This is a genomic window from Hymenobacter defluvii (assembly GCF_017589435.1).
GTDB classification, from domain to species: domain Bacteria; phylum Bacteroidota; class Bacteroidia; order Cytophagales; family Hymenobacteraceae; genus Hymenobacter; species Hymenobacter profundi.
In genome coordinates this window covers 186,125-204,855 of sequence record NZ_JAGETX010000007.1, presented here as the reverse complement: position 1 = coordinate 204,855, position 18,731 = coordinate 186,125, and the positions used below count along the sequence as shown (strand labels likewise).

The following is an 18,731-nucleotide window of genomic DNA, read 5'->3' as shown; positions in this document are numbered from 1 at the left end:
GCGCAGAAAGGTCGATTATTCAGTCTCGCTTTCCCGAGTGGTTCCACACACCAAGCCCCGGCTGCTTCTGCCTGCTAGGTAGGACGTTGTCTTTCAACCAGCAAGGTTTCCTCGCGCAGCCCTTATATTGGCCGTATGCATCAAGAACCTATTCGCACGGCGGGGCAGCCGTTAGGCACCGCCACCAAAGCCCTGATTATGCTGCACGGCCGGGGCGCCAGCGCCGCCGATATCCTGTCGCTGGGCCGGCATCTGCACGTTGGCGCCTACGCCCTGCTCGCCCCGCAGGCCACGCAGCACACATGGTACCCACAGTCTTTTCTGGCGCCAACCGCCCAAAACGAACCCTGGCTTTCAGCCGCGCTGGCCGCTGTAGACCACGCAGTGGCCGAGGTGGTAGACAACGGCATCAGCAAGAAAAATATCTATTTCATGGGCTTCTCGCAGGGAGCGTGCCTTATGCTGGAGTACGTGGCGCGCCACGCCACCCGCTACGGCGGCGTGGCGGCCTTCACTGGTGGCCTTATTGGCGACGAAGTGCATCCTACTACCTACGCGGGCGACTTCGGCGGCACGCCCATATTCATCGGTAGCAGCGACCCTGATTTTCACGTGCCCGTAGAGCGTGTGCGTGCCTCTACGGCACTGCTCACTAAGCTGGGTGCCCACGTCACGGAGAAGATCTACCCCAACATGGGCCACACCATCACACAGGAAGAAATAGATTTAGCCAATAATTTGATATTCAGTAATTAACCGAATAAACAAAGCAAACCATTTGCGCTAGTTTGCAGGGCTGAAGCCCTGCAAACTAGCGCAAACAAGTTACCTCCTTTCTACCCTTCTGAATTCTAACCCACTTCTCATGGAACCACGCATTCTTGGCTTGCACCACGTGACGGCTATTGCGGGCAATGCCCGGCGCAACTACGATTTTTACGCCAACGTGCTCGGTCTACGCTTCGTGAAAAAGACCGTCAATTTCGACGACCCCGGCACGTATCATTTCTACTTCGGCGATGAAACCGGCTCGGCGGGTACCATTCTCACTTTTTTTCCCTGGGAGCACATCACCCAGGGCCGGCGCGGCATTGGGCAGACCACAGAGGTAGGGTACTCTGTGCCCGCGGGCAGCTTCGATTTCTGGATAAAGCGCTTTGAGCAGTACGGTGTTACGTACAATAAGCCCAGTGAGAAGTTTGGTGAGCCCTACCTCACTTTCCTCGACCCCGATGGCTTGAAGCTGGAGCTTATCGTGTCCAAAACCGAGGACCCGCGCACGCCCTGGACCACCGCCGAGGTAGGCGCTGAGGTAGCTACCAAGGGTTTCCATACCGTTACGCTTACGCTGGCCAGCATCAAAGCCACCGCTGAGATCCTGACTGATGTGTTCGGCTATACGCTGCTGGAAAGCCACGTAAACCGTCACCGCTACGTGACCGACACGGTGCAGGGTGCCGCCTACATTGACTTGGTAGAGGCGCCCGGCGAAGCGCGCAGCGTGACGGCCGGCGGCTCGGTGCATCACATTGCCTTCCGCGTGGCAAACGACGAAGCCGAACTCTACTTCCGCAAAAAGCTGATCGAGAAAGGCTTGCAGCCTACCCCGCAAATCGACCGCGACTACTTTCACTCCGTGTATTTCCGCGAGCCGGGCGGCGTGCTCTTCGAAATTGCCACCGATAACCCCGGTTTCACCGTGGATGAGCCCCTGGCCGAGCTGGGCACTCACCTGATGCTGCCCAAGCAACACGAGCACCTACGCGCCCGCCTCAAAGCCAGCCTACCCCCTATAGACTAAGGCTGGCGGACTTGGGGTATTTAGAATAATCTACCTCTACCGTAAGCACACAAAAGGCGCTACCTGCTTCAGGTAGCGCCTTTTGTGTGTTTGTAAACTCAAGTTTTACAGCTTGTCCTGCTCTGGCTTGGGTAGCACTTGCTTGTGGTCGTCGCCATTGAGGTAGTCTTCGTCGCCTTTGGCGGCACTGTGCAGGTGCAGCGGGGCGGTGCCCATTTCGGCGCTTTCTCCCTGGTCTGTTTTCAGCTGGTAGCTACCGTTGTTCACAAGGCCGGTAGTGCCGTCGCCGCGCTCATCGCGCACTGTTTCCTGGCTGCCTTGGTCGTGTGTGATGGTAGGATTAATGGGGGTACTTTCTTCGGGATTATGCTGGGGGTCTTGGGCCATGTTAGTAATGCTAAAGGAGCCGGTGAGCCGGCTCGTGTAAGTGAAAACCGTTGCAATAAAAACGGCGCGTATACTCACTATACGCGCCGCTCCCCGGTCGGTTTGGTATCGGATACTCTACTGTTCGAATTCCGGCATTTCTTCGGGTTTGGAGAGCGTGCCCGCCAGGATGCCAAACGTGCCTAGCAGCAAAAACGCGTTGCGGGCTGCCTTGTTCTTAGCGAAGCCCAGCAGCCAGGGCGAGCTGGCAGCGAATACGCCTACTGCCACATCCAGCACTAAGTGCGCTTTATACGGCATTTTCTTGAAGAGGCCCCACTCGGCGCGGGTGAACATACTGGACAACAGAATATTACCGGCTAGCACGCGCGTCATGGTCACGGCTTTTTGTTCTGCTTCAAACCCCGCTAGTTTCGGAATCGTCAGGGCCAGTGGGATGTAGCTGTAGTCGGTGAAGCCGTGCTGGCGGCGAGAAATAGGCTGTTCCATTGGTCTGTGTGGTGAATGGTTGAGTAGTGAAAAGCGGTATGCAGCCGCGAGGCAGCTAGCTCTTGTGCCTTAGTAGAGCATGTAGGTGATGGGCACGCTGGCAGCCTTGAGCTTGCTTGATAGTTTGCCTCGGGTCAATTTCGGCTTAAAGGCATGGCATCGGCGTACTAGTTCTGGCAAGCGGTAGTCAGGTCGTTTTGGCTACCGGGTACATCAGTAGTTGGCGCACGGGTAAGGCTAGGTTGCGTTCTTCGGCTGCTTTACCTAGCAGAAAGCGAAGAGAACGACGGGAGGGCGTACCATTCTTCATACAAACGGCACTAGGTGAGGGGTTGTGGAAAAGAGAGCAGCGGTGAACTAGCAGGCTAAAACAGCATACGTTTCGCCGGTGATACCTGCCGCCACAGACCTCCAAAATCAGTATTTACCTATGCTTTTACTGCATTCTGCAACCACGTTTCTACGAGTTTTTACGTAGACAGAAGAGGCTCACAGCGGGCTCTGGCGTTAGACGAGTGGTACACGGTACATAGGCTCTGCCTGATCCTGAAGCGAGTTATTGCATTGGTTGACCTCATCCGTTCGTCTTATGCTCCTTATTACGTGCGTGCCTCGCTGGTGCGCCTAGTTGGCCTCACTGATTTTCTATCCATGCAAATTCCTGCTTTCACCCGCTCCGTTGTTGCGCGCAATCACGCCATTCTTACCCCCGATGGCTACATCAACAGCAACGTGCCTGGCTGGACAGGCTGCACAGTCAACGTGCTGGTGAGCGAGCACATGGGCGCTGGCTTTGGACAAACGCTTATCACGGCACGGGAAAACGGCCAGGTAACGGGCCGCACTGCTACGGCACAGATTTTCTTCTACGTGGTGCGGGGCGAGTGTCAGGTATCGGTAGGGGGCACGGTGCGGCTGCTCAAAACCGACCAATTCGTGTACGTCCCGATAGAGCAAGAGTACCTGTTCGACCGATTTGATGCGGGTACTCAACTGCTCACGTTTCACAAAGTGTATGAGCCGTTGGCTGGCCACCTGGCGCCCGAGGTAATGTTTGGAGAGAAAGACGACAGCGAGGCCCGCGTGCATTGCAACGATGAGGGTTTGCGCATACAGGCGCTGTTGCCCCATAAGCCCGCCTTCGACATGGCCGTCAACATCTTCACCTACGAACCCGGCGCGTTTCTGCCGCTGGTAGAAACGCACCAGATGGAGCACGGCCTACTCTACCTGCAAGGCCAGGCCATCTACATGCTCAACCAGCAATACTACCCCGTGCAGCAAGGCGATGCCATTTGGATGGCGCCCTACTGCCCGCAATGGGCCGCAGCCATCGGCAAAGAGCCTTCGGTATATATCTACTACAAAAACATAAACCGCTTCCCAACAGTGGTGTAACCTTATGTTGGAAAGCGGTTTATGAACTATGCGAGGTAGATGGGCTTAAGCGGTATCGTTACTTTCCTACCCTACCGTCAGCACAATCTTTCCCTTCGACTCGCCCTGCTCGCCATATTCCTGGGCGGCGCTGGTTTCAGACAGCGGGAACGTGCGGTCGATGACTGGGTGAATGGTGCCAGCTTTCAGCCACGCCGAGATAAGCGCCATATCAGAACCGCTGTTTTTGGCCATGAAGGCCGCCTGCTTCTTGCTCGAGAAAGCTGCCGATAACACCGCTGCGGCTATGGCTTTGGGGTCGGGGATGGTGGTTACGTAGCGGCCGTTGTTGCGCAGGCAAGCTTTACTTTCCAAGAAAGAGCTTTTGCCGGCTGCGTCGAACACCACGTCGTAGCGGCTTTGGTCTTTCGTAAAATCGTGCTCCTTGTAGTTATACACTTGCGAAGCGCCCAAGCTGCGTACCATCTCCATGTTATCGGGGCCGCAGGTGCCAATTACCTCCCCGGCGCCCAGCGCCCAGGCTATTTGCACGGCCATGGCGCCTACCCCACCCGATGCCCCGTTGATGAGTACCCGGTCGCCGGAAAGTACGGGAGCGTGGTCGCGCAGGGCCTGCAACGCCGTAATGGCCACTAGGGGCACGGCCGCAGCCTGCTCAAAGCCCAGGTTATCAGGAATGAAAGCAGTTTCCACCTCTTCCAGCACGGCATACTCGGCGTTGGCACCGCCCATGCCCGCTACCATACCATATACCCGGTCGCCGGGAGTAAATCGTACGACGTCGTCGCCCACGGCAGCCACCTCACCGGCTACATCGCGGCCCATCAGCTTCGGAAACGCAGGGCTCATAATCAGCTTCATACCGCCTTCCCTGATTTTCCAGTCGACGGGGTTGACGCTGCTGGCCTGCACGCGCACTAGAATCTGGTTGGCTTTGGGCTTGGGAGTTGGCTGCTCGCCGTATTGCAGTACGCTGGCGGGGCCGTACTCATTGAAATATATTGCTTTCATCAGAAGTAAGTGAGAGTAAATACTTCTTGATGGGTACGCGTGGGACCTACCCTAAAGTTGTCAGCGAGAAGCTATTGACGGATATCTTACACCAAAAAGCCATCGTACCACTACTGGTACGATGGCTCTGGTAGCCGTCGGCATTCTCCCCTCCAAGGTAGCCGACAGCAAATCGGATGCAGACTATGTGATGCCGTGTTTAGTGGCTTTGCTGGCCACATATACTGCATGAGTTCTTACTTTAAAGCAGATGCGTTGATTTCGGGCAACTGACTACTGGTGAGCCGTCGTTTGCGGCATCCATCAGTCTACTCGTTGCCGGCAACACACTTGCCTGAACTATTATGCTACAAGAATACGGGGAGGTAATTAAGAGCGCGTTAAAAGAGAATTAAAAAGGAATTAAATCGCTCCCTTCAATTACAACCATCTATCAAACAGCTCCTTGATTTTTTCAAAAGCGGCATTTAGCACTATGAAGTACGCCTGCGAGAAGATGCTTTTTGGGATTGATTAAGCGGCTGGTAGAATCAGCTCCACTTCGGTGCCTTCGTGCAAACGGCTGCGCACGTGAATACTGCCGCCGTGCAGCTCCATAATTTTGGCCGTGAGCGGCAGCCCAATGCCGTGTCCGGGTACCGTACGCACGTTATCGGCCCGGAAGAAAGGCACAAACACTTGCTGCTGGTCTTCTGGGGTCATGCCTACCCCTTTGTCGCGCACTAGCAGGTGTACTGCGCGCGGCGCGGCCAACAACGTGGCCACAATGGGCTGTGTGGGGTCGGAAGAAAACTTGCAGGCGTTTTCGAGCACGTTGAGCACCGCCGACAGCAGCAGCGCCTCGTTGCCCCGCACCACAAACGGGTCGGCAGGATGGCCGGAATCCGACTCGCTGAATTCCAGGTCGACGCGGTGGGTAGGGTGGCGCCGCCTGATTTCCTCGTGGGCCTGTAGCAGCAGCTCGTCGAGGCGCGTTGAGGTGAGGGGCACCTGCGAGGGGTCGTCGGAGGCGCGGGCAATCTGGAGCAGGCCGTTGGTGAGGTCTTTCAGGAGGCGAGCCGCATCGAGGGTGCTGCGCAGCACGCGCCGGTACTCGGCAGGCGGGCGCTCCTCCTGCATCAGGGCCACTTCCAGCTCTCCAATGAGGGCCGTGAGGGGAGTCCGCAGCTCGTGGGAGGCGTCGCGGACGAAGGTGCGCTGCCCGGCAAATGCCGTTTCGAGACGGTCTAGGAGGCTGTTGAACCGCTGCGCCAAGTGCGACACTTCGTCCTGCCCGTCGGTTTCGGAGAGGCGCTGGTGCAGGTCGGAGGCCGTGATGCTGTCTACCTCGTTCACCACGCGCTTCATGGGACGCAGGGCCTGGCCGGCAAAAAACCAGCCGCCCACGCCCACAATCCCAAACGACACTAGCAGGCCCACCAGCAGAATCAGCCGCAAATTGCTCAATTCCTGCTCGCTTTCCGTGTCCATGGAGGAAGCCACTACGATAAAGGTGCCGCGCCGCGCATCGCGGTAGCGCAACGAAACCGTTTGGTGATAGGCGGCATCGTGCCGGATGCCCTGGCCCAAACGACGCGCATCTTCCAGCAACTTGCCCGGTGCAGGCTTGGTCCGCAGAGTGCCTTCATGAAAGACAATAGAGTCCTGGTTGTTGTACACCCGCGCTTCTTCCTGGGGCAGCGTGCGGTAAAACTGGCGCAGGTAGCGTCGGTACGAAACCCGGCTGGCATCGGCGCGGTTAGTGCCATCCAGGTACACGTGCCCCACTATCTGGGCGCGGCCTAGTAAGCGTTCGGTGAATAACGCCCGCCGGGCCTGGTAGGTAAAGGCATAAATCACCAGCGAAAATACCAGCAGCGTGCAGCCTACAATCAATCCAAACTGCAACGCCAACCGAAGACGAATAGACATAATGTTGATGTGCTAATATGCTGATGTGGTGATTGTTGAGGTGGTGATGCATTGTCATCCTGAGCGCAACGAAGGCCCTTCTCACGTGTGAACAACAGGCGTAACAACGACTCGTGCTAGCGTGATAAGGTCCTTCGCAAACTCAGGATGACAATGCATCACCACCTCAACAATCACCACATCAGCCAATTACTCCTCCTTCATGGTATAGCCCATGCCTACCAGCGTATGGATGAGCTTGGGGGTGAAATCCCGGTCGATTTTCTTGCGCAGGAAGTTGATATACACGTCGATGACGTTGGAGCCGGTGTCGAAGCTGGTTTCCCACACCTGCTCCAGAATATCTACCCGTGATACTACCCTACCCTTGTTGCGCAGCAAAAACTCCAACAGGGCAAACTCGCGGGCAGTGAGCTGAATGGCCTGCCCGGCCCGCTGCACTATTTTGGTTACGGGGTCGAGGGTGAGGTCGGCCAGGCGCAGCACCACGCCGGCCGTGCCGGGCGCTTCCTGGTGGCGCCGCGTGAGGGCCCGGATGCGCGCCAGCAGCTCCTGGAAAGCAAAGGGCTTTACCAAATAATCGTCGGCACCGGCATCGAGGCCGCGGATTTTGTCGTCGGTTTCGCCCAAGGCCGTCAGCATCAGGATAGGTACCGAGGAGTGGCTTTCGCGGATGCGGCGGCACACTTCTATTCCGCTCAGGCCAGGCAGCAGGTTGTCCAGAATCACCAGATCGTAGCCATTGACCAGGGCCAGGCGCAAGCCCAACAGGCCATCGGAGGCAATATCGACGGCGTGGGTTTGCTCGGTGAGGCCCTTATGCAGGAAGGCCGCCACCTTGGGTTCGTCTTCTACCAGCAGTATTTTCATGAGCAATGATACGCAGCCGGCGCCGGATGGGGAATCTATTTCTCTACCTTTGATTTGATCCTACCTTCCTTCGATGCACCATTTGATTTATATGAGCACGGCCGTGCAGCCACTGAGCGACGCTGAACTGGGCGCCCTACTCAACCAGGCGCGCCTCCGTAACGAACAAGATAACATTACGGGCGCACTGGTGTATGGCGACGGACGTTTCATGCAGATTGTGGAAGGTGATAAGGCCGCGCTAGACGACCTCTACACTCGTTTGCTGTCCGATAAGCGCCACGTGGGCCTAGTGAAACTAGCTGATAAAGAAGTAGCTGAGCGCAGCTTCACCGACTGGTCCATGGCTTTCCGCCCCGTGTCGGATGAAGAGTTTCTAACTATGGCGGGTTATGTTCAACCCATCCAGCTAAACTTGCAGCCGCTCAACCTGAGTGCCGCCGATTCCTTGCTGCTGCACATGATGCGCAGCTTCATTATGCAGCCCCCCACCGAGTAGTCTTACCCCCTACCCCGCATTGCGCAGCCGACGCGCTAGAAGGCTAATGGCAGCGCGGGCGCGGGACTTCACCGTGCCCAGTGGCTCACCCAGCGCCTCGGCAGCCTCTTGCTGGGTGTAGCCCTGGAAATACAGCATATCCAACAACTCCTGCGCGGCCGGCGACAAATCGTGCACCAGTTCGCGTACACCCACATGCTCGGGGCGAAAGGTTGTGGCTAGTGGTTGAAGAGACGTCGGTAGCTTACTTGGTAGCGACGTGGTACGCTCGGCACCGCGTGCGCGCTGGGCCCGCAGCTCGTCAATGGCTTTGTTGCGGCAGATATTGAGTGCCCAGGTAGCTAGCCTCCCCCGCATGGGATTGTAGCTTGGGAAAGAATGCCAGATCTTCAGCATACTTTCTTGCAACACATCCTCGGCTAGGTGGGTGTGCTTCACAATTCGCAAAATCACCCCGTAGAGCATGGCGCTGTACTGATTATAGAACAGTAGCATGGCATTTTCGTCGCGCTGGTAGAGGCGTTGTACCAGCACGGCTTCTACGGCCGTTGGTTCAGCAATCATGGGAGCTTCGGCGGTAGAGGTAGACGTCATATGCAGAACAAAACCGTGCAGACCAACTACCGAACGATGCGCGTGGATGGGTTGCTCGTGAAGAAAAGGCGGAAACGATACTTAGTTAATCGGGTTGGTGCATAAGCCAGGTAGCCGCTTCGGTTTCTTCCTCAAATGTCTGGTAGTTCATGGCTTGCTGCTGGGCTTTGTTGGTGAGCTGACTAGTAGTGAGGCGGGCGTCTACCTGGTGCGGCAATACAATGGCCCCGTGCCGGTAGCCGGCCTCGTGCATGGCGTGTGGTAGCCACTCCTGCAACATCCAATTCAACTCTTCTTCATTCAGCGGCTGCATAACCTGTTGAATGGCCAACACCTTGCTCCACTTATGCCGTACCAAGGCCCGTGCCACATGATTGAGCAGTGCCCGAAACGTTTCGGTATCGCGCTCATTAGCACTCCATTTTAGGTATAAATAACGACCGGATGCATTTTCCAAAATCCGGCCAGCACCGTTTTCGAAATAGATAGGAAGCAAAGGAGCAACACTCATTGGAGGGAGTCGGGTAAATAGTAGTTTGCCGTTACGACGAATTGACCGGCAGAGTTGTGAGCATAGTGGAGCTGTAGCCGCAAAAACAAATGCTTACAGGCTATTTCGCCTGCTTAATCACCAACCCTACCTACCCCTACTACTCGGCTATCGTTTGTAGTATAATTTCAATATAACTAAGTACAACCCACGTCTTACTGCATTGTCTGGTAACACGGCGTGCTTCAACATAACTTAATCCTACTTACAGTAATATAAAAATCTAATTATCAACTATTTGCAATTAAAATACAGCGTATTTAATGCAAAACGCAATCCGATAACCTATCGGATTGCGTTTATTTTTTCAGCCTTTATTCTATCACTATTTTATTTCGTCTCTGCACCATGATTTCACTGTACGATACCACCGGGCAGCCCGTCGTGTACGTTGATCCGGCTTGCCAGGGGTTATATGATGCCAACGGCCGCCTGCTGGCCTGGTTTGAAGAAGATCTGCTTTATGCCGTAAATGGGCGCTACTTGGGGTGGCTGCACCAAGGGTGGGTGTATGACCGCAACGGCAACCCGGCCTTGTTTATGAGCACGGCCACTGGTGGTCCGCGCCGGCCTGCTGTCGACACCTCGCAGCCCACGCCTTGCTACTGGCTGCAACGCGCTACGCCGCGCCGCAACGCTACCCGCCGTAAAGCGCGGCCCGCCCGCCGCCGCCGGGCCACCGATTGGTCTACCCTATCGGGGCCGGCCTACTTCGCGCAGTAAGCCAGCTCCAACACGCCTTTACTTCTTCGTCATCTTATCCGACAGGAGCTTGATAAAGTAACCGCCTACCACCGAACGAGCCTGAAACCCAACCTGACGGGCGTTGGTGGTTTCATGCCAGTCGGTGAGGGGTACACGCACGGGCGTGTCGTTGGCAAACTGCCACACCGGCGCTACCAGTGCCTTAAAATCGGCTTCGCGGTCGGCTAGCGTTGCCGTCCACATGATCCAGTCTGATTTGGTGTAGGTCTTGCGGCTGTCCAGGGGTAGGCCGTAGCGCTGCTGGTGCTTGAGGTAAAAGTCCATTTCCTGCTGGGCCACCTCTTTTGGAAACACGTTCAGGTCTAGCACCTTATCCCACACCAGATTATACTTCTGGCTCCAGGAGCCGGCGGGCTTATCGAAGGTAAGGGCGTAATGGTCGCCGTCGCGGGCCATGGTTTGCCAGCGCTTGGCCATATCGCGGGCCAGGGCCATGTATTCGTCGGCCGTTTTCTTATCGCCAAGCTGCTGGGCCATCTGACCGTAGCAGGCAATACCCATGATGGCCTTCACCGAGAGGTTGGTGTTGCGAGCCAGGTGACCGGCAAAGTCGTCGGTGCTGAGCTGGTTGGCTGGGTCGAATCCATCGCGCTTCAAGAACCCTACCCACTTGGTGAGGGTAGGCCAATGCTCGCGGGCGAAATCGGCCTTGCCATCCACTTTAACAGCGGCAGCAGTCAGAATCAGCATGTTGCCGGCTTCCTCCACGGGCATGTCCTCGCCGTAGGTCTGGCCATTCGCCAAAGGGTAGGTGCCGATATCGTGCGCCGGAAAGTCCTTCTTCCATCGGCCTGACTCGCTGTAATCGAAGATAAAGCGCAGCAAGCCCTTCGCCAGTTCATTATTATAGAGCAGAAACATGGGTGCCGAAGGGTAGGTCACGTCCACAGTGCCGATGGAGCCGTTTGAGAAGTTCTCCTTCGATAAGAAGAACACCTCCCCTTTCGGGCCGGCCACGATTTTGTGGGCTGCAATGGCCTGGCGGTAGGCCAGCTGGCAGAGGTCGGCGTACTCCTTACCACCGGCGGCCTGGGCATCGGCATACATCTTTTGGTCGAACTCCGTGCTCTTGCGGCGTAGGCGCGTGTATTCTTTCTCAGCCGTTTGCAGGGCCTTCGCCATCGTCATAGACGGGTCGCGGCGCCACCAGCCGCGCAGGTTCTGCCCGAAGTACTGCACCGAGTACAGGTCGTCGTAGCCCAACAGTACGTGCTGCTCGGTGGGCTTCGTTACGCGGCCCATGTCCAGCACCGTAGCTAAGGCTACGCGCTGGGCCGCACCGGTTTGCGGCTTGCTATTCGCGGCGAGCTTGCCCGACTGCGTAAAGGCGCTCTGCAAGGCCGAGGTGGTGCCGCTGGTTGTTTGTGCGCCTTTGGGCGCAGCCAGGTAGGCGTAGCCCCAATCAATACGTACGTTGTCGCCGGCTTGGCCCAGCACGGGCTGCGCCGTGGTGCCTACCGCCTGCCACGTTAGGCTGGCGTCGCTGCCGGCCTGGGTTTGCATGTTTTGGTAAGGCGAGTTGGCGGCCACGGTGCCGGCTTCGGTCAGGAGTACCTGCACGGTGTGGGGCTTGCCATCGGTGGCAGCAGCGCCCAGCGTGATGTAGCTCACGGGGCGGGCCACGGTTTCCAGCTCATCTAGCAACAACGGCGAGAGGAAATTAGCCGTGAGGCGCACCGGGCCGGCTTCGAAGGTATAGTTGGTTTGGGTGGCCGTGACCGTCACGCCCGTCTGGCGGGCCGTGGGTAGGCGCTGCTGCGGCATCTCGATATACAGACCGGCATCCAGATGCTCGCCGCCCTGCGGGCTGACGCAGTGCATGGCTAGCACGTTTTCGCCGGTGTGCAGAGCCTTGCGCGCCGCTTCGGGCACAGCAAAGTAGGCGTACTTGTCGTTGAATTTTTCTTGCTTGGTTAGCAGCACACCGTTCAGGTACACTTCCACATCATCGTCGTGCCAGAGTAGCAGCGTGAGCTTGCCGGTGGGCAGCGGCGCGGGCACCGATACTGTTCGGCGCACCCAAATGTCGCCCTCTGTCCAGTTGGTGCCTTTCAGGCTGCGGTTGTCGGTGAAGGGCGCGGGGCCGGTTTTCCAGCTGTTGGCGGCCGCAAACGTCGTTTTCTCCCAACCATCGGCAGGCTTGGTAAAGGTGTAGCGCGCCTCATACGGCTTTTCCTGCGCCGTCGGAATCACGGCGCGGTATTCGGCCGCGGCTTTGCCCAGAAATTGGTAGGTTTTGCCATCCACCCGCACCATGCCTTCCATAGCCTGCGGCTCGCCGGTCCAGTGGCGGGTAGGCGCGGCCGTCAGCGTATCGTTGAAGGCCCAAATGCTGAAATAGGGGTCATGGGTGACGAGGGGGTAAGCCGGTGGGCGCAGGGTCTGGGCCAGGAGGCCACCAATGCTAAGCCAGCTGCTGCCCAGCACCAGCATAATCCGGGAAATACGCATCATACAGATAGAAAGAAGGTTAGGTGAGTTATTGGTTGGTAGAGTTTGGTCGTTAAGGTTGAGAAGTGGTGTCATCCTGAGCACAGCGAAGGACCTTATCACGGGAGAACAAGTTGTTGTTACGTCAGCCTTTCAACTGGCATCAGGTCCTTCGCAAGCGCAGGATGACAGCGTTTTTTCGCTCATACCTGACAACTATCCTTATTGATTGACCAGCGTGAAATTCTCGAATGTGCCAGTGGCCGATGCTGGGCCCTGGGCCACCAGCCCTACTCGCACGCCCCGGTCCCAAGGCGGTAGGTAGGTGCCATCCACCGGGGTAGTGGTTGGCGGCGATTGCCAGGTTTTGCCCGCGTCGATGCTCCAGCTGAAGCGGTACTGGCTCCCTTTTTCGACCTGCATGCGCAACTGGAGGGTTTTGGTAGCCGGCAACGGCATGTCAGCCAATACCTTTTGCTGGCCTTTAATGCGCTGCCACAGTTGCATGTGGCCACCGCCGGCCGTAAGAGCCAGGGCGTTGTCGGGGTCGCCGTGGGCGGTGAGGCCGGCCGTGGCGCCGGTGGGTAGGGCGGCCGGGTTTAGCAGCGTGGTTGTAACGGTATAGGTTGTCGTGTAGGTAGGCTGACCCAGCACCGCACCGCTGCCTTCGGGGCTGGCCGTGAGGCGTAGCTGGCCGTCTTTCACCTGAAAGGTAGGTTTGTGCTCTACCGGCCACTGCCAGGTAGGCAGCAGGGTAGCCTTCGTGAACTCGTCGGTCAGGTTATGCGCCGTCAGGGCCGGTGCGGCGCCTACGGTGGTGCTGCGCCCCTGGAACTCGGGCCAGCCCTCGGCATTCCACGTGAACTCGCTCAACACACCCTGGCGGCCTACATTCTGAAAGCCCTGGCTATCATAGGCATGGTGCAGCAAAAACCAGCGGCCGTCGCGCTGCACCACGGTGCCGTGGCCGGGGCACTTCCAGGTGTCGTTGTTCACCATAATCGGGTTTTTGCTGTATTTCTCCCACGGTCCCAACAAGTTGCGCGAGCGGGCCACGCCGGTAGCGTAGGTGCAGCCATTGCCGCAGCAGCCATTGCCAGCGTAGAAGGCGTAGAAATAGCCCTCGTGGCGCACCATGCTCACGCCTTCTACCAGGCCAGCTTCCCAGGCGGCATCGTTGCGAAACAGCTCCTGTTTTTCGCCTAGTAGCGCGGTGCGGTCGTCGTTGAGGCGCTGGGCCCAGATGGGGGTAGGCTGGCTCATGCTGTTACCGTCTTCCTTCCAGATCAAGTAGAGTTGGTTGTTTTCATCGCGCATCGGGAAAGCGTCGATGGAGCCATCGGGCTGGCCTACTAGTGGGCCGTGGTCGTGGTAGGGGCCGGCCGGCGTGTCGGCCGAGGCCACTCCCACTGCCAAGTTACCGCCGCGCTGGTGCGCTGTATAGAACACGTACGTTTTGCCGCCTTCCTGGCTGATTTCGGGGGCCCAGAAGTAGTAATCGGCCCAGTCTGGGCGGCCCTCCGGAAATACGTGGCCCACCAGCTCCCATTTAGCTAAATCCTTCGATTTCAACAGCGGGAAAACAGGTCCCCAGTTGGAGGTAGTGGCCGTGGCCCAATACGTGTCGCCTATCTGCACCACTGAGGGGTCCGGGAAGTCGCCGGGCAAAATGGGATTGGCAATAGTAGTGGCAGGCGCCGGAGTAGTTGCGGTGGTGGGCGCTGTTGACTGCTGACAGGCGCCTACGCTCAGGCCACCTACAAGCAGTAACATGGCATGCTGCCGGGCAGCGGAAAGAAGAGAAAACGTCACGGTGTAGAGAATAAAGAAAGATGCGGCAACGGAACCCAACAGGCTCCGCTGGCAATATATGCAAACGTTTGCATACACCGCAAGTTCTTACTTCATTCTCTGCTAAAACCATTTAGCAAGGTATCTTAGTCGCCTGCTTTGATAGCGTATCTAAAGAAGGGGTGCCTTGCAACGACGACTCACGAATGAATAGCCGGGGCTGCAAAATCACCTGCCGTTGCAGAAAAGCGCTGTCCTGCGACTCCACCAATTCCAGAAACAAGCGCACAGCCGCCTGCCCCATTTCCTCGCAGCGCTGATCAACGGACGTGAGCATGGGCTCGGTAATGGCCGTAAAGGCTTCGTTGCTAAAGCCCGCCAGCGCTACCTGCTGCGGCACCGCCACCTGCTTGCTTTTCAGGAACTGCAAGGCACCCAGCACAGCCGTATCGCCGGCCGAAAACACCGCGTCGACCCCACCATCCGGCAGGGCCAACAGTTGACGCATGCCCTCGGAGCCGTCTTCCAGCGTCATATCGGAGTATACAATCCGCTGCTCGTCGAGGGGTAGGTTGTAGCTTTCCAGTGCGTCGAGGTAGCCCTGGCGGCGGTTGCGGTAGATGTTCAAGTGCTGCGGGCCGGCAAAGTGGCCTATACGCCGGCACCCTTGCTCCAGCAAATGGCGCGTCACTTGGTAGCCTCCATCGTAATCGTTGAGCACCACGGCATTCACCGTGTCACTTTCCAGCACCCTATCAAAGAAAACTAACGGAATACCGCGCTTGCGCACTTTCTCGAAGTGCCGAAAGTCATTGGTATCCCGTGAGAGCGAAACCAAAATGCCGGCTACCTGCGCACTGAGCAGGGTTTCCACGTTTTTGCGCTCCTGCGCCACATCCTCGCTCGATTGGCAGATAATTACGTTGAAGCCCGCCTTGCTGGCAGCCGTTTCGATGCCGTGCACCACGGTGGCAAAGAAGCGCCCCTCAATGTAGGGCACAATCACGCCGATGAGCTTGCTCTGCCCCTTGCGCAGCGCGGCGGCCAAGTGGTTGGGCTGGTAGTTGAGCTTTTTGGCCAGCTTCAGCACCTTCTGCTTGGTGGCCGGGCCAATGCTGTGATGGTCGCTTAGGGCGCGCGAAATGGTGGTCATGGACACGCCCAGCTCACGGGCCAGATCGGCCATGGATATGGGGCTACTAGTAGCATCCACTATTTTCTTGGAGCGAGGGGCCATACGTTATTGTCTGTTCTAATTTTTGTGACTGCGGCGTTTACAGTCAGTTGAAGCCACTGCGTTTTGTTCCATACAACCTACTTTACACTTTCGTGCGTGCAAGCAGGTGTAGGGGCCTATTTGGTTGTATCAAACAAAGATAGGTATGTCGGGAATGCTGGCGGGTAAAACTTGCCCCTACCCCCGGCGCCGGTTGGCCGGCACATTGGGTAGCGAGCCGGCTGGCATTCCCGAACGAATTTACTTAACTAGCATCCTTACACAATCGTTTATGTAAACCTCAACCAATATATGAAAAAGCATTTACTGTGGCTGTTTTTGCTACTGAGTCACCAGTTGCAGGCCCAAACGCCGCTTATTCCGGCCCACGATCCGGTGATGATTCAGCAAAATGGTACCTACTACATGTTCTGTACCGGGCCGGGCATTGCCGTATGGTCGTCGAAAGACCGGCAGCACTGGCAACCCCAGAAACCGGTGTTTGCCACGGCGCCTGCGTGGGCTGTGAAGGCCATTCCGGGCTTCAAGAACCACATTTGGGCACCCGATATTTCATTCGCCAACGGCCAATACAGCTTGTTCTACTCGGTGTCGGCCTTCGGGAAGAACACCTCGGCTATTGGGCTGGCCACCAACAAAACGCTAGACCCTACCTCCCCTGACTTCAAATGGGTGGACCACGGCCTAGTAGTGCAATCGGTGCCGGGGAGGGATATGTGGAACGCCATCGACCCCAACCTGGTGCGCGATGCGGCCGGTGCGCCATGGCTGACGTTTGGCTCTTTCTGGGACGGCATCAAGCTGGTGCAACTGCGCCCCGACCTCACAGGCCCCGCCGAGCCGCAACAGTGGCGCACCATTGCGCACCGTCCCCGCGACCCCAAGCTGAACGACTCCCTACCCGGCGACGGGGCCATTGAAGCGCCTTTTATCTTCAAAAAAGGCAAGTATTACTACCTGTTTACCTCATTTGACTACTGCTGTCGCGGTCCGCAGAGCACCTACAAAATGATGGTAGGCCGGGCCGAAGACGTGCGCGGCCCCTACCTCGACCGCACCGGCGCCCGCCTCGACCAAGGCGGTGGCACGCTGGTATTGGAAGGCGACAAAAACTGGTATGGCGTAGGTCACAACGCCGTAGCTACCTTCAACAACACCGACTACCTCATTTTTCACGGGTACGATGCGAACGACAAAGCACACCCCAAACTGCGCATAGAAACCATGCGCTGGGACGCAGCCGGCTGGCCAGTCGTTAGTACCAAATAACGGCCAGCGGTCTGGTTGTTTTTTACACAATCGATTGCGCGATTGTAAAATCGTTTTACCTTTACCAGCGGCGAGTTTCGATATGCGTTGCCCACTGTGCACTTTCCGAACTGCTTACAATAAGTAGCGCCTACCTAAACTCGCCAGTGAATCATTACTCCATCACCAACCCACCACATGCGCTATAAACACCTATTATCGGCGGCGGGCCTTAGCCTGACTGCTCTTGCTGCTTCTGCCCAAACAGTGCAAATGACCGTGCAGCCCGGCGACCCCAAACTCATTGTTAGTAAGCACATTCAGGGGCAGTTTGCCGAGCACCTGGGCCGCAACGTCTACGGGGGCTTTTGGGTTGACAAGGATCTGAATGTGCCCAAGAAAGGTCGTATTCGGATGGATATTGTGGAGGCGTTGCAGAAAATTCACGTGCCCAACCTGCGTTGGCCCGGCGGCTGCTTTGCCGATACCTACCACTGGCACGACGGCGTAGGCCCAGCCGCCCAGCGCCCCAAAATGCTGAACCTATGGTGGGGCAATACTTTGGAAGACAACAGCTTCGGCACGCACGAGTTTCTGGAGCTGTGCGACATGCTGGGCACCGAGCCCTACCTGGCCGCCAACGTGGGCAGTGGCACGGTGGAGGAAATGAGCAACTGGATGGAATACCTCAATTCCAACGAGGACACGCCCATGGTGCAGGAGCGCAAAAAGAACGGCCACGCCGAGCCCTACAAGGTGAGCTGGTGGGGTATTGGCAACGAAAGCTGGGGCTGCGGCGGCAACATGACGCCCGAGTACTACACTGATGTGTATAAGCGCTACGCCACCTTCGCGCACGACTACCCCGGTACCAAGCTGAAGAAAATTGTGAGCGGCGCCAACGGCGACGATGCCAACTGGACGGAAGTGTGCATGAAGAAGATACCCACCAACATGATGTGGGGCCTCACGCTGCATTACTACACCCTACCCACCGGCAGCTGGACGGGCAGCAAGGGCGCGGCCACGGGCTTTGATGAGCAGCAGTACTTCAACACCCTGCGCAACGGACTGAAAATGGACGACATCGTAACCCGGCACGCGGCCATCATGGACAAGTACGACAAAGAGAAGCGCGTGGCGCTGCTGGTAGACGAGTGGGGCATCTGGACCGACGTGGAGCCCGGCACCAACCCCGGCTTCCTGTATCAGCAGAACACCCTGCGCGACGCGCTGCTGGCCGGCACTACCCTCAACATCTTCAACAACCACTGCGACCGGGTGAAGGGCGCCAACCTGGCCCAGGCCGTGAACGTGCTGCAAGCCCTGGTGCTCACCGACAAGGAGAAGATGCTGCTCACGCCTACCTACCACGTCTTCGACCTGTACCAAGTGCACCAGGATGCGCAGTACATGCCCCTCGACTTCAAGAGCCCCGATTACGTGATGGGCAACGAGAAAATTCCGGCTCTGAACGCTTCGGCCTCCAAGGATAAGAACGGCGCGGTGCACATTTCGCTGGTGAACCTCGACACCAAAAAGACCATCAACCTGGAAACCGCCCTACCCGGCGTGAACTGGAAGAATGTGTCGGGCCGTATCCTGACTTCGAATAGCGTGAGCGACTACAACACGTTTGAGAAGCCGAACAACCTCAAGCTGGCTGAGTTTAAGGGCGCTAAGAAAAAAGGCGGCAACCTGACGGTGGCTCTACCGCCCAAGTCAGTGGTTGTGCTGGAACTGAAGTAGG

Annotated in this window: 17 protein-coding genes; 7 read left to right on the top strand and 10 right to left on the bottom strand. The window is 57.3% G+C overall.

The features are described 5' to 3' along the window. Window positions 1-135 precede the first annotated feature (135 nt). Complete coding sequence (locus J4D97_RS14185; protein WP_208308110.1) at window positions 136-756, top strand: alpha/beta hydrolase; 621 nt, start codon at window positions 136-138, stop codon at window positions 754-756. Window positions 757-865: 109 nt separating this feature from the next. Continuing rightward, window positions 866-1,801, top strand: coding sequence for a ring-cleaving dioxygenase (locus J4D97_RS14180; protein ID WP_208308109.1), 936 nt, complete (start codon window positions 866-868; stop codon window positions 1,799-1,801). A gap of 105 nt (window positions 1,802-1,906) precedes the next feature. Here J4D97_RS14180 and J4D97_RS14175 read toward each other — a convergent pair whose 3' ends face one another. Next, window positions 1,907-2,188: a hypothetical protein gene (locus J4D97_RS14175; RefSeq protein ID WP_185282962.1), complete on the bottom strand. Its 282-nt coding sequence runs from the start codon at window positions 2,186-2,188 to the stop codon at window positions 1,907-1,909. Window positions 2,189-2,305: 117 nt separating this feature from the next. Then, the gene (locus tag J4D97_RS14170; RefSeq protein ID WP_185282961.1) at window positions 2,306-2,677 is read right to left on the bottom strand and encodes an SPW repeat domain-containing protein; all 372 of its coding nucleotides are present in this window, start codon (window positions 2,675-2,677) and stop codon (window positions 2,306-2,308) included. Window positions 2,678-3,328: 651 nt separating this feature from the next. On the opposite strand from J4D97_RS14170, the gene allE reads away from it, so the two are divergent. Beyond that, complete coding sequence (allE, locus tag J4D97_RS14165) at window positions 3,329-4,075, top strand: (S)-ureidoglycine aminohydrolase (protein WP_208308108.1); 747 nt, start codon at window positions 3,329-3,331, stop codon at window positions 4,073-4,075. 66 nt (window positions 4,076-4,141) lie between these two features. Here the strand turns inward: allE and J4D97_RS14160 are convergent, their stop codons facing one another. From J4D97_RS14160 to J4D97_RS14150, 3 genes are all read right to left on the bottom strand, one after another. After that, entirely contained in the window at window positions 4,142-5,086 is a 945-nt protein-coding gene (locus J4D97_RS14160; RefSeq protein ID WP_208308107.1) for an NADP-dependent oxidoreductase, read from the bottom strand. Window positions 5,087-5,599: 513 nt separating this feature from the next. Then, a complete protein-coding gene (locus J4D97_RS14155; protein WP_208308106.1) occupies window positions 5,600-6,997 on the bottom strand; it encodes a HAMP domain-containing sensor histidine kinase in 1,398 nt (465 codons plus the stop codon). A gap of 189 nt (window positions 6,998-7,186) precedes the next feature. Then, complete coding sequence (locus J4D97_RS14150) at window positions 7,187-7,867, bottom strand: response regulator (protein WP_185282956.1); 681 nt, start codon at window positions 7,865-7,867, stop codon at window positions 7,187-7,189. A 73-nt stretch (window positions 7,868-7,940) separates the two neighbouring features. Here J4D97_RS14150 and J4D97_RS14145 point away from each other — a divergent pair, with 73 nt between their 5' ends. Continuing rightward, window positions 7,941-8,366: a BLUF domain-containing protein gene (locus J4D97_RS14145; RefSeq protein WP_185282955.1), complete on the top strand. Its 426-nt coding sequence runs from the start codon at window positions 7,941-7,943 to the stop codon at window positions 8,364-8,366. A 9-nt stretch (window positions 8,367-8,375) separates the two neighbouring features. Here J4D97_RS14145 and J4D97_RS14140 read toward each other — a convergent pair whose 3' ends face one another. Together J4D97_RS14140 and J4D97_RS14135 are read right to left on the bottom strand one after the other, a co-directional pair. Further along, window positions 8,376-8,960 (bottom strand): RNA polymerase sigma factor, encoded by a 585-nt coding sequence (locus J4D97_RS14140; protein WP_243900315.1) that lies wholly within the window; start codon window positions 8,958-8,960, stop codon window positions 8,376-8,378. Between the two features lie 85 nt (window positions 8,961-9,045). Continuing rightward, on the bottom strand, window positions 9,046-9,471 hold the full coding sequence (locus tag J4D97_RS14135; RefSeq protein ID WP_185282954.1) for an STAS/SEC14 domain-containing protein: 426 nt from the start codon (window positions 9,469-9,471) through the stop codon (window positions 9,046-9,048). Window positions 9,472-9,858: 387 nt separating this feature from the next. On the opposite strand from J4D97_RS14135, the gene J4D97_RS14130 reads away from it, so the two are divergent. Next, window positions 9,859-10,233, top strand: a complete 375-nt coding sequence (locus J4D97_RS14130) for a 4-fold beta flower protein (protein ID WP_185282953.1) — start codon at window positions 9,859-9,861, stop codon at window positions 10,231-10,233. Window positions 10,234-10,251: 18 nt separating this feature from the next. Here J4D97_RS14130 and J4D97_RS14125 read toward each other — a convergent pair whose 3' ends face one another. The 3 genes from J4D97_RS14125 to J4D97_RS14115 form a co-directional block, all read right to left on the bottom strand. Beyond that, complete coding sequence (locus tag J4D97_RS14125; RefSeq protein ID WP_208308105.1) at window positions 10,252-12,729, bottom strand: glutaminase family protein; 2,478 nt, start codon at window positions 12,727-12,729, stop codon at window positions 10,252-10,254. 198 nt (window positions 12,730-12,927) lie between these two features. Next, window positions 12,928-14,517, bottom strand: coding sequence for a family 43 glycosylhydrolase (locus J4D97_RS14120; RefSeq protein WP_347879347.1), 1,590 nt, complete (start codon window positions 14,515-14,517; stop codon window positions 12,928-12,930). A 112-nt stretch (window positions 14,518-14,629) separates the two neighbouring features. Further along, window positions 14,630-15,733 (bottom strand): LacI family DNA-binding transcriptional regulator, encoded by a 1,104-nt coding sequence (locus tag J4D97_RS14115; RefSeq protein ID WP_208308104.1) that lies wholly within the window; start codon window positions 15,731-15,733, stop codon window positions 14,630-14,632. 291 nt (window positions 15,734-16,024) lie between these two features. On the opposite strand from J4D97_RS14115, the gene J4D97_RS14110 reads away from it, so the two are divergent. Both J4D97_RS14110 and J4D97_RS14105 read left to right on the top strand, forming a co-directional pair. Beyond that, entirely contained in the window at window positions 16,025-17,002 is a 978-nt protein-coding gene (locus J4D97_RS14110) for an arabinan endo-1,5-alpha-L-arabinosidase (RefSeq protein WP_208308103.1), read from the top strand. Window positions 17,003-17,179: 177 nt separating this feature from the next. Then, window positions 17,180-18,730, top strand: coding sequence for an alpha-N-arabinofuranosidase (locus J4D97_RS14105; protein WP_208308102.1), 1,551 nt, complete (start codon window positions 17,180-17,182; stop codon window positions 18,728-18,730). The last annotated feature ends 1 nt before the right edge of the window (window position 18,731 follow it).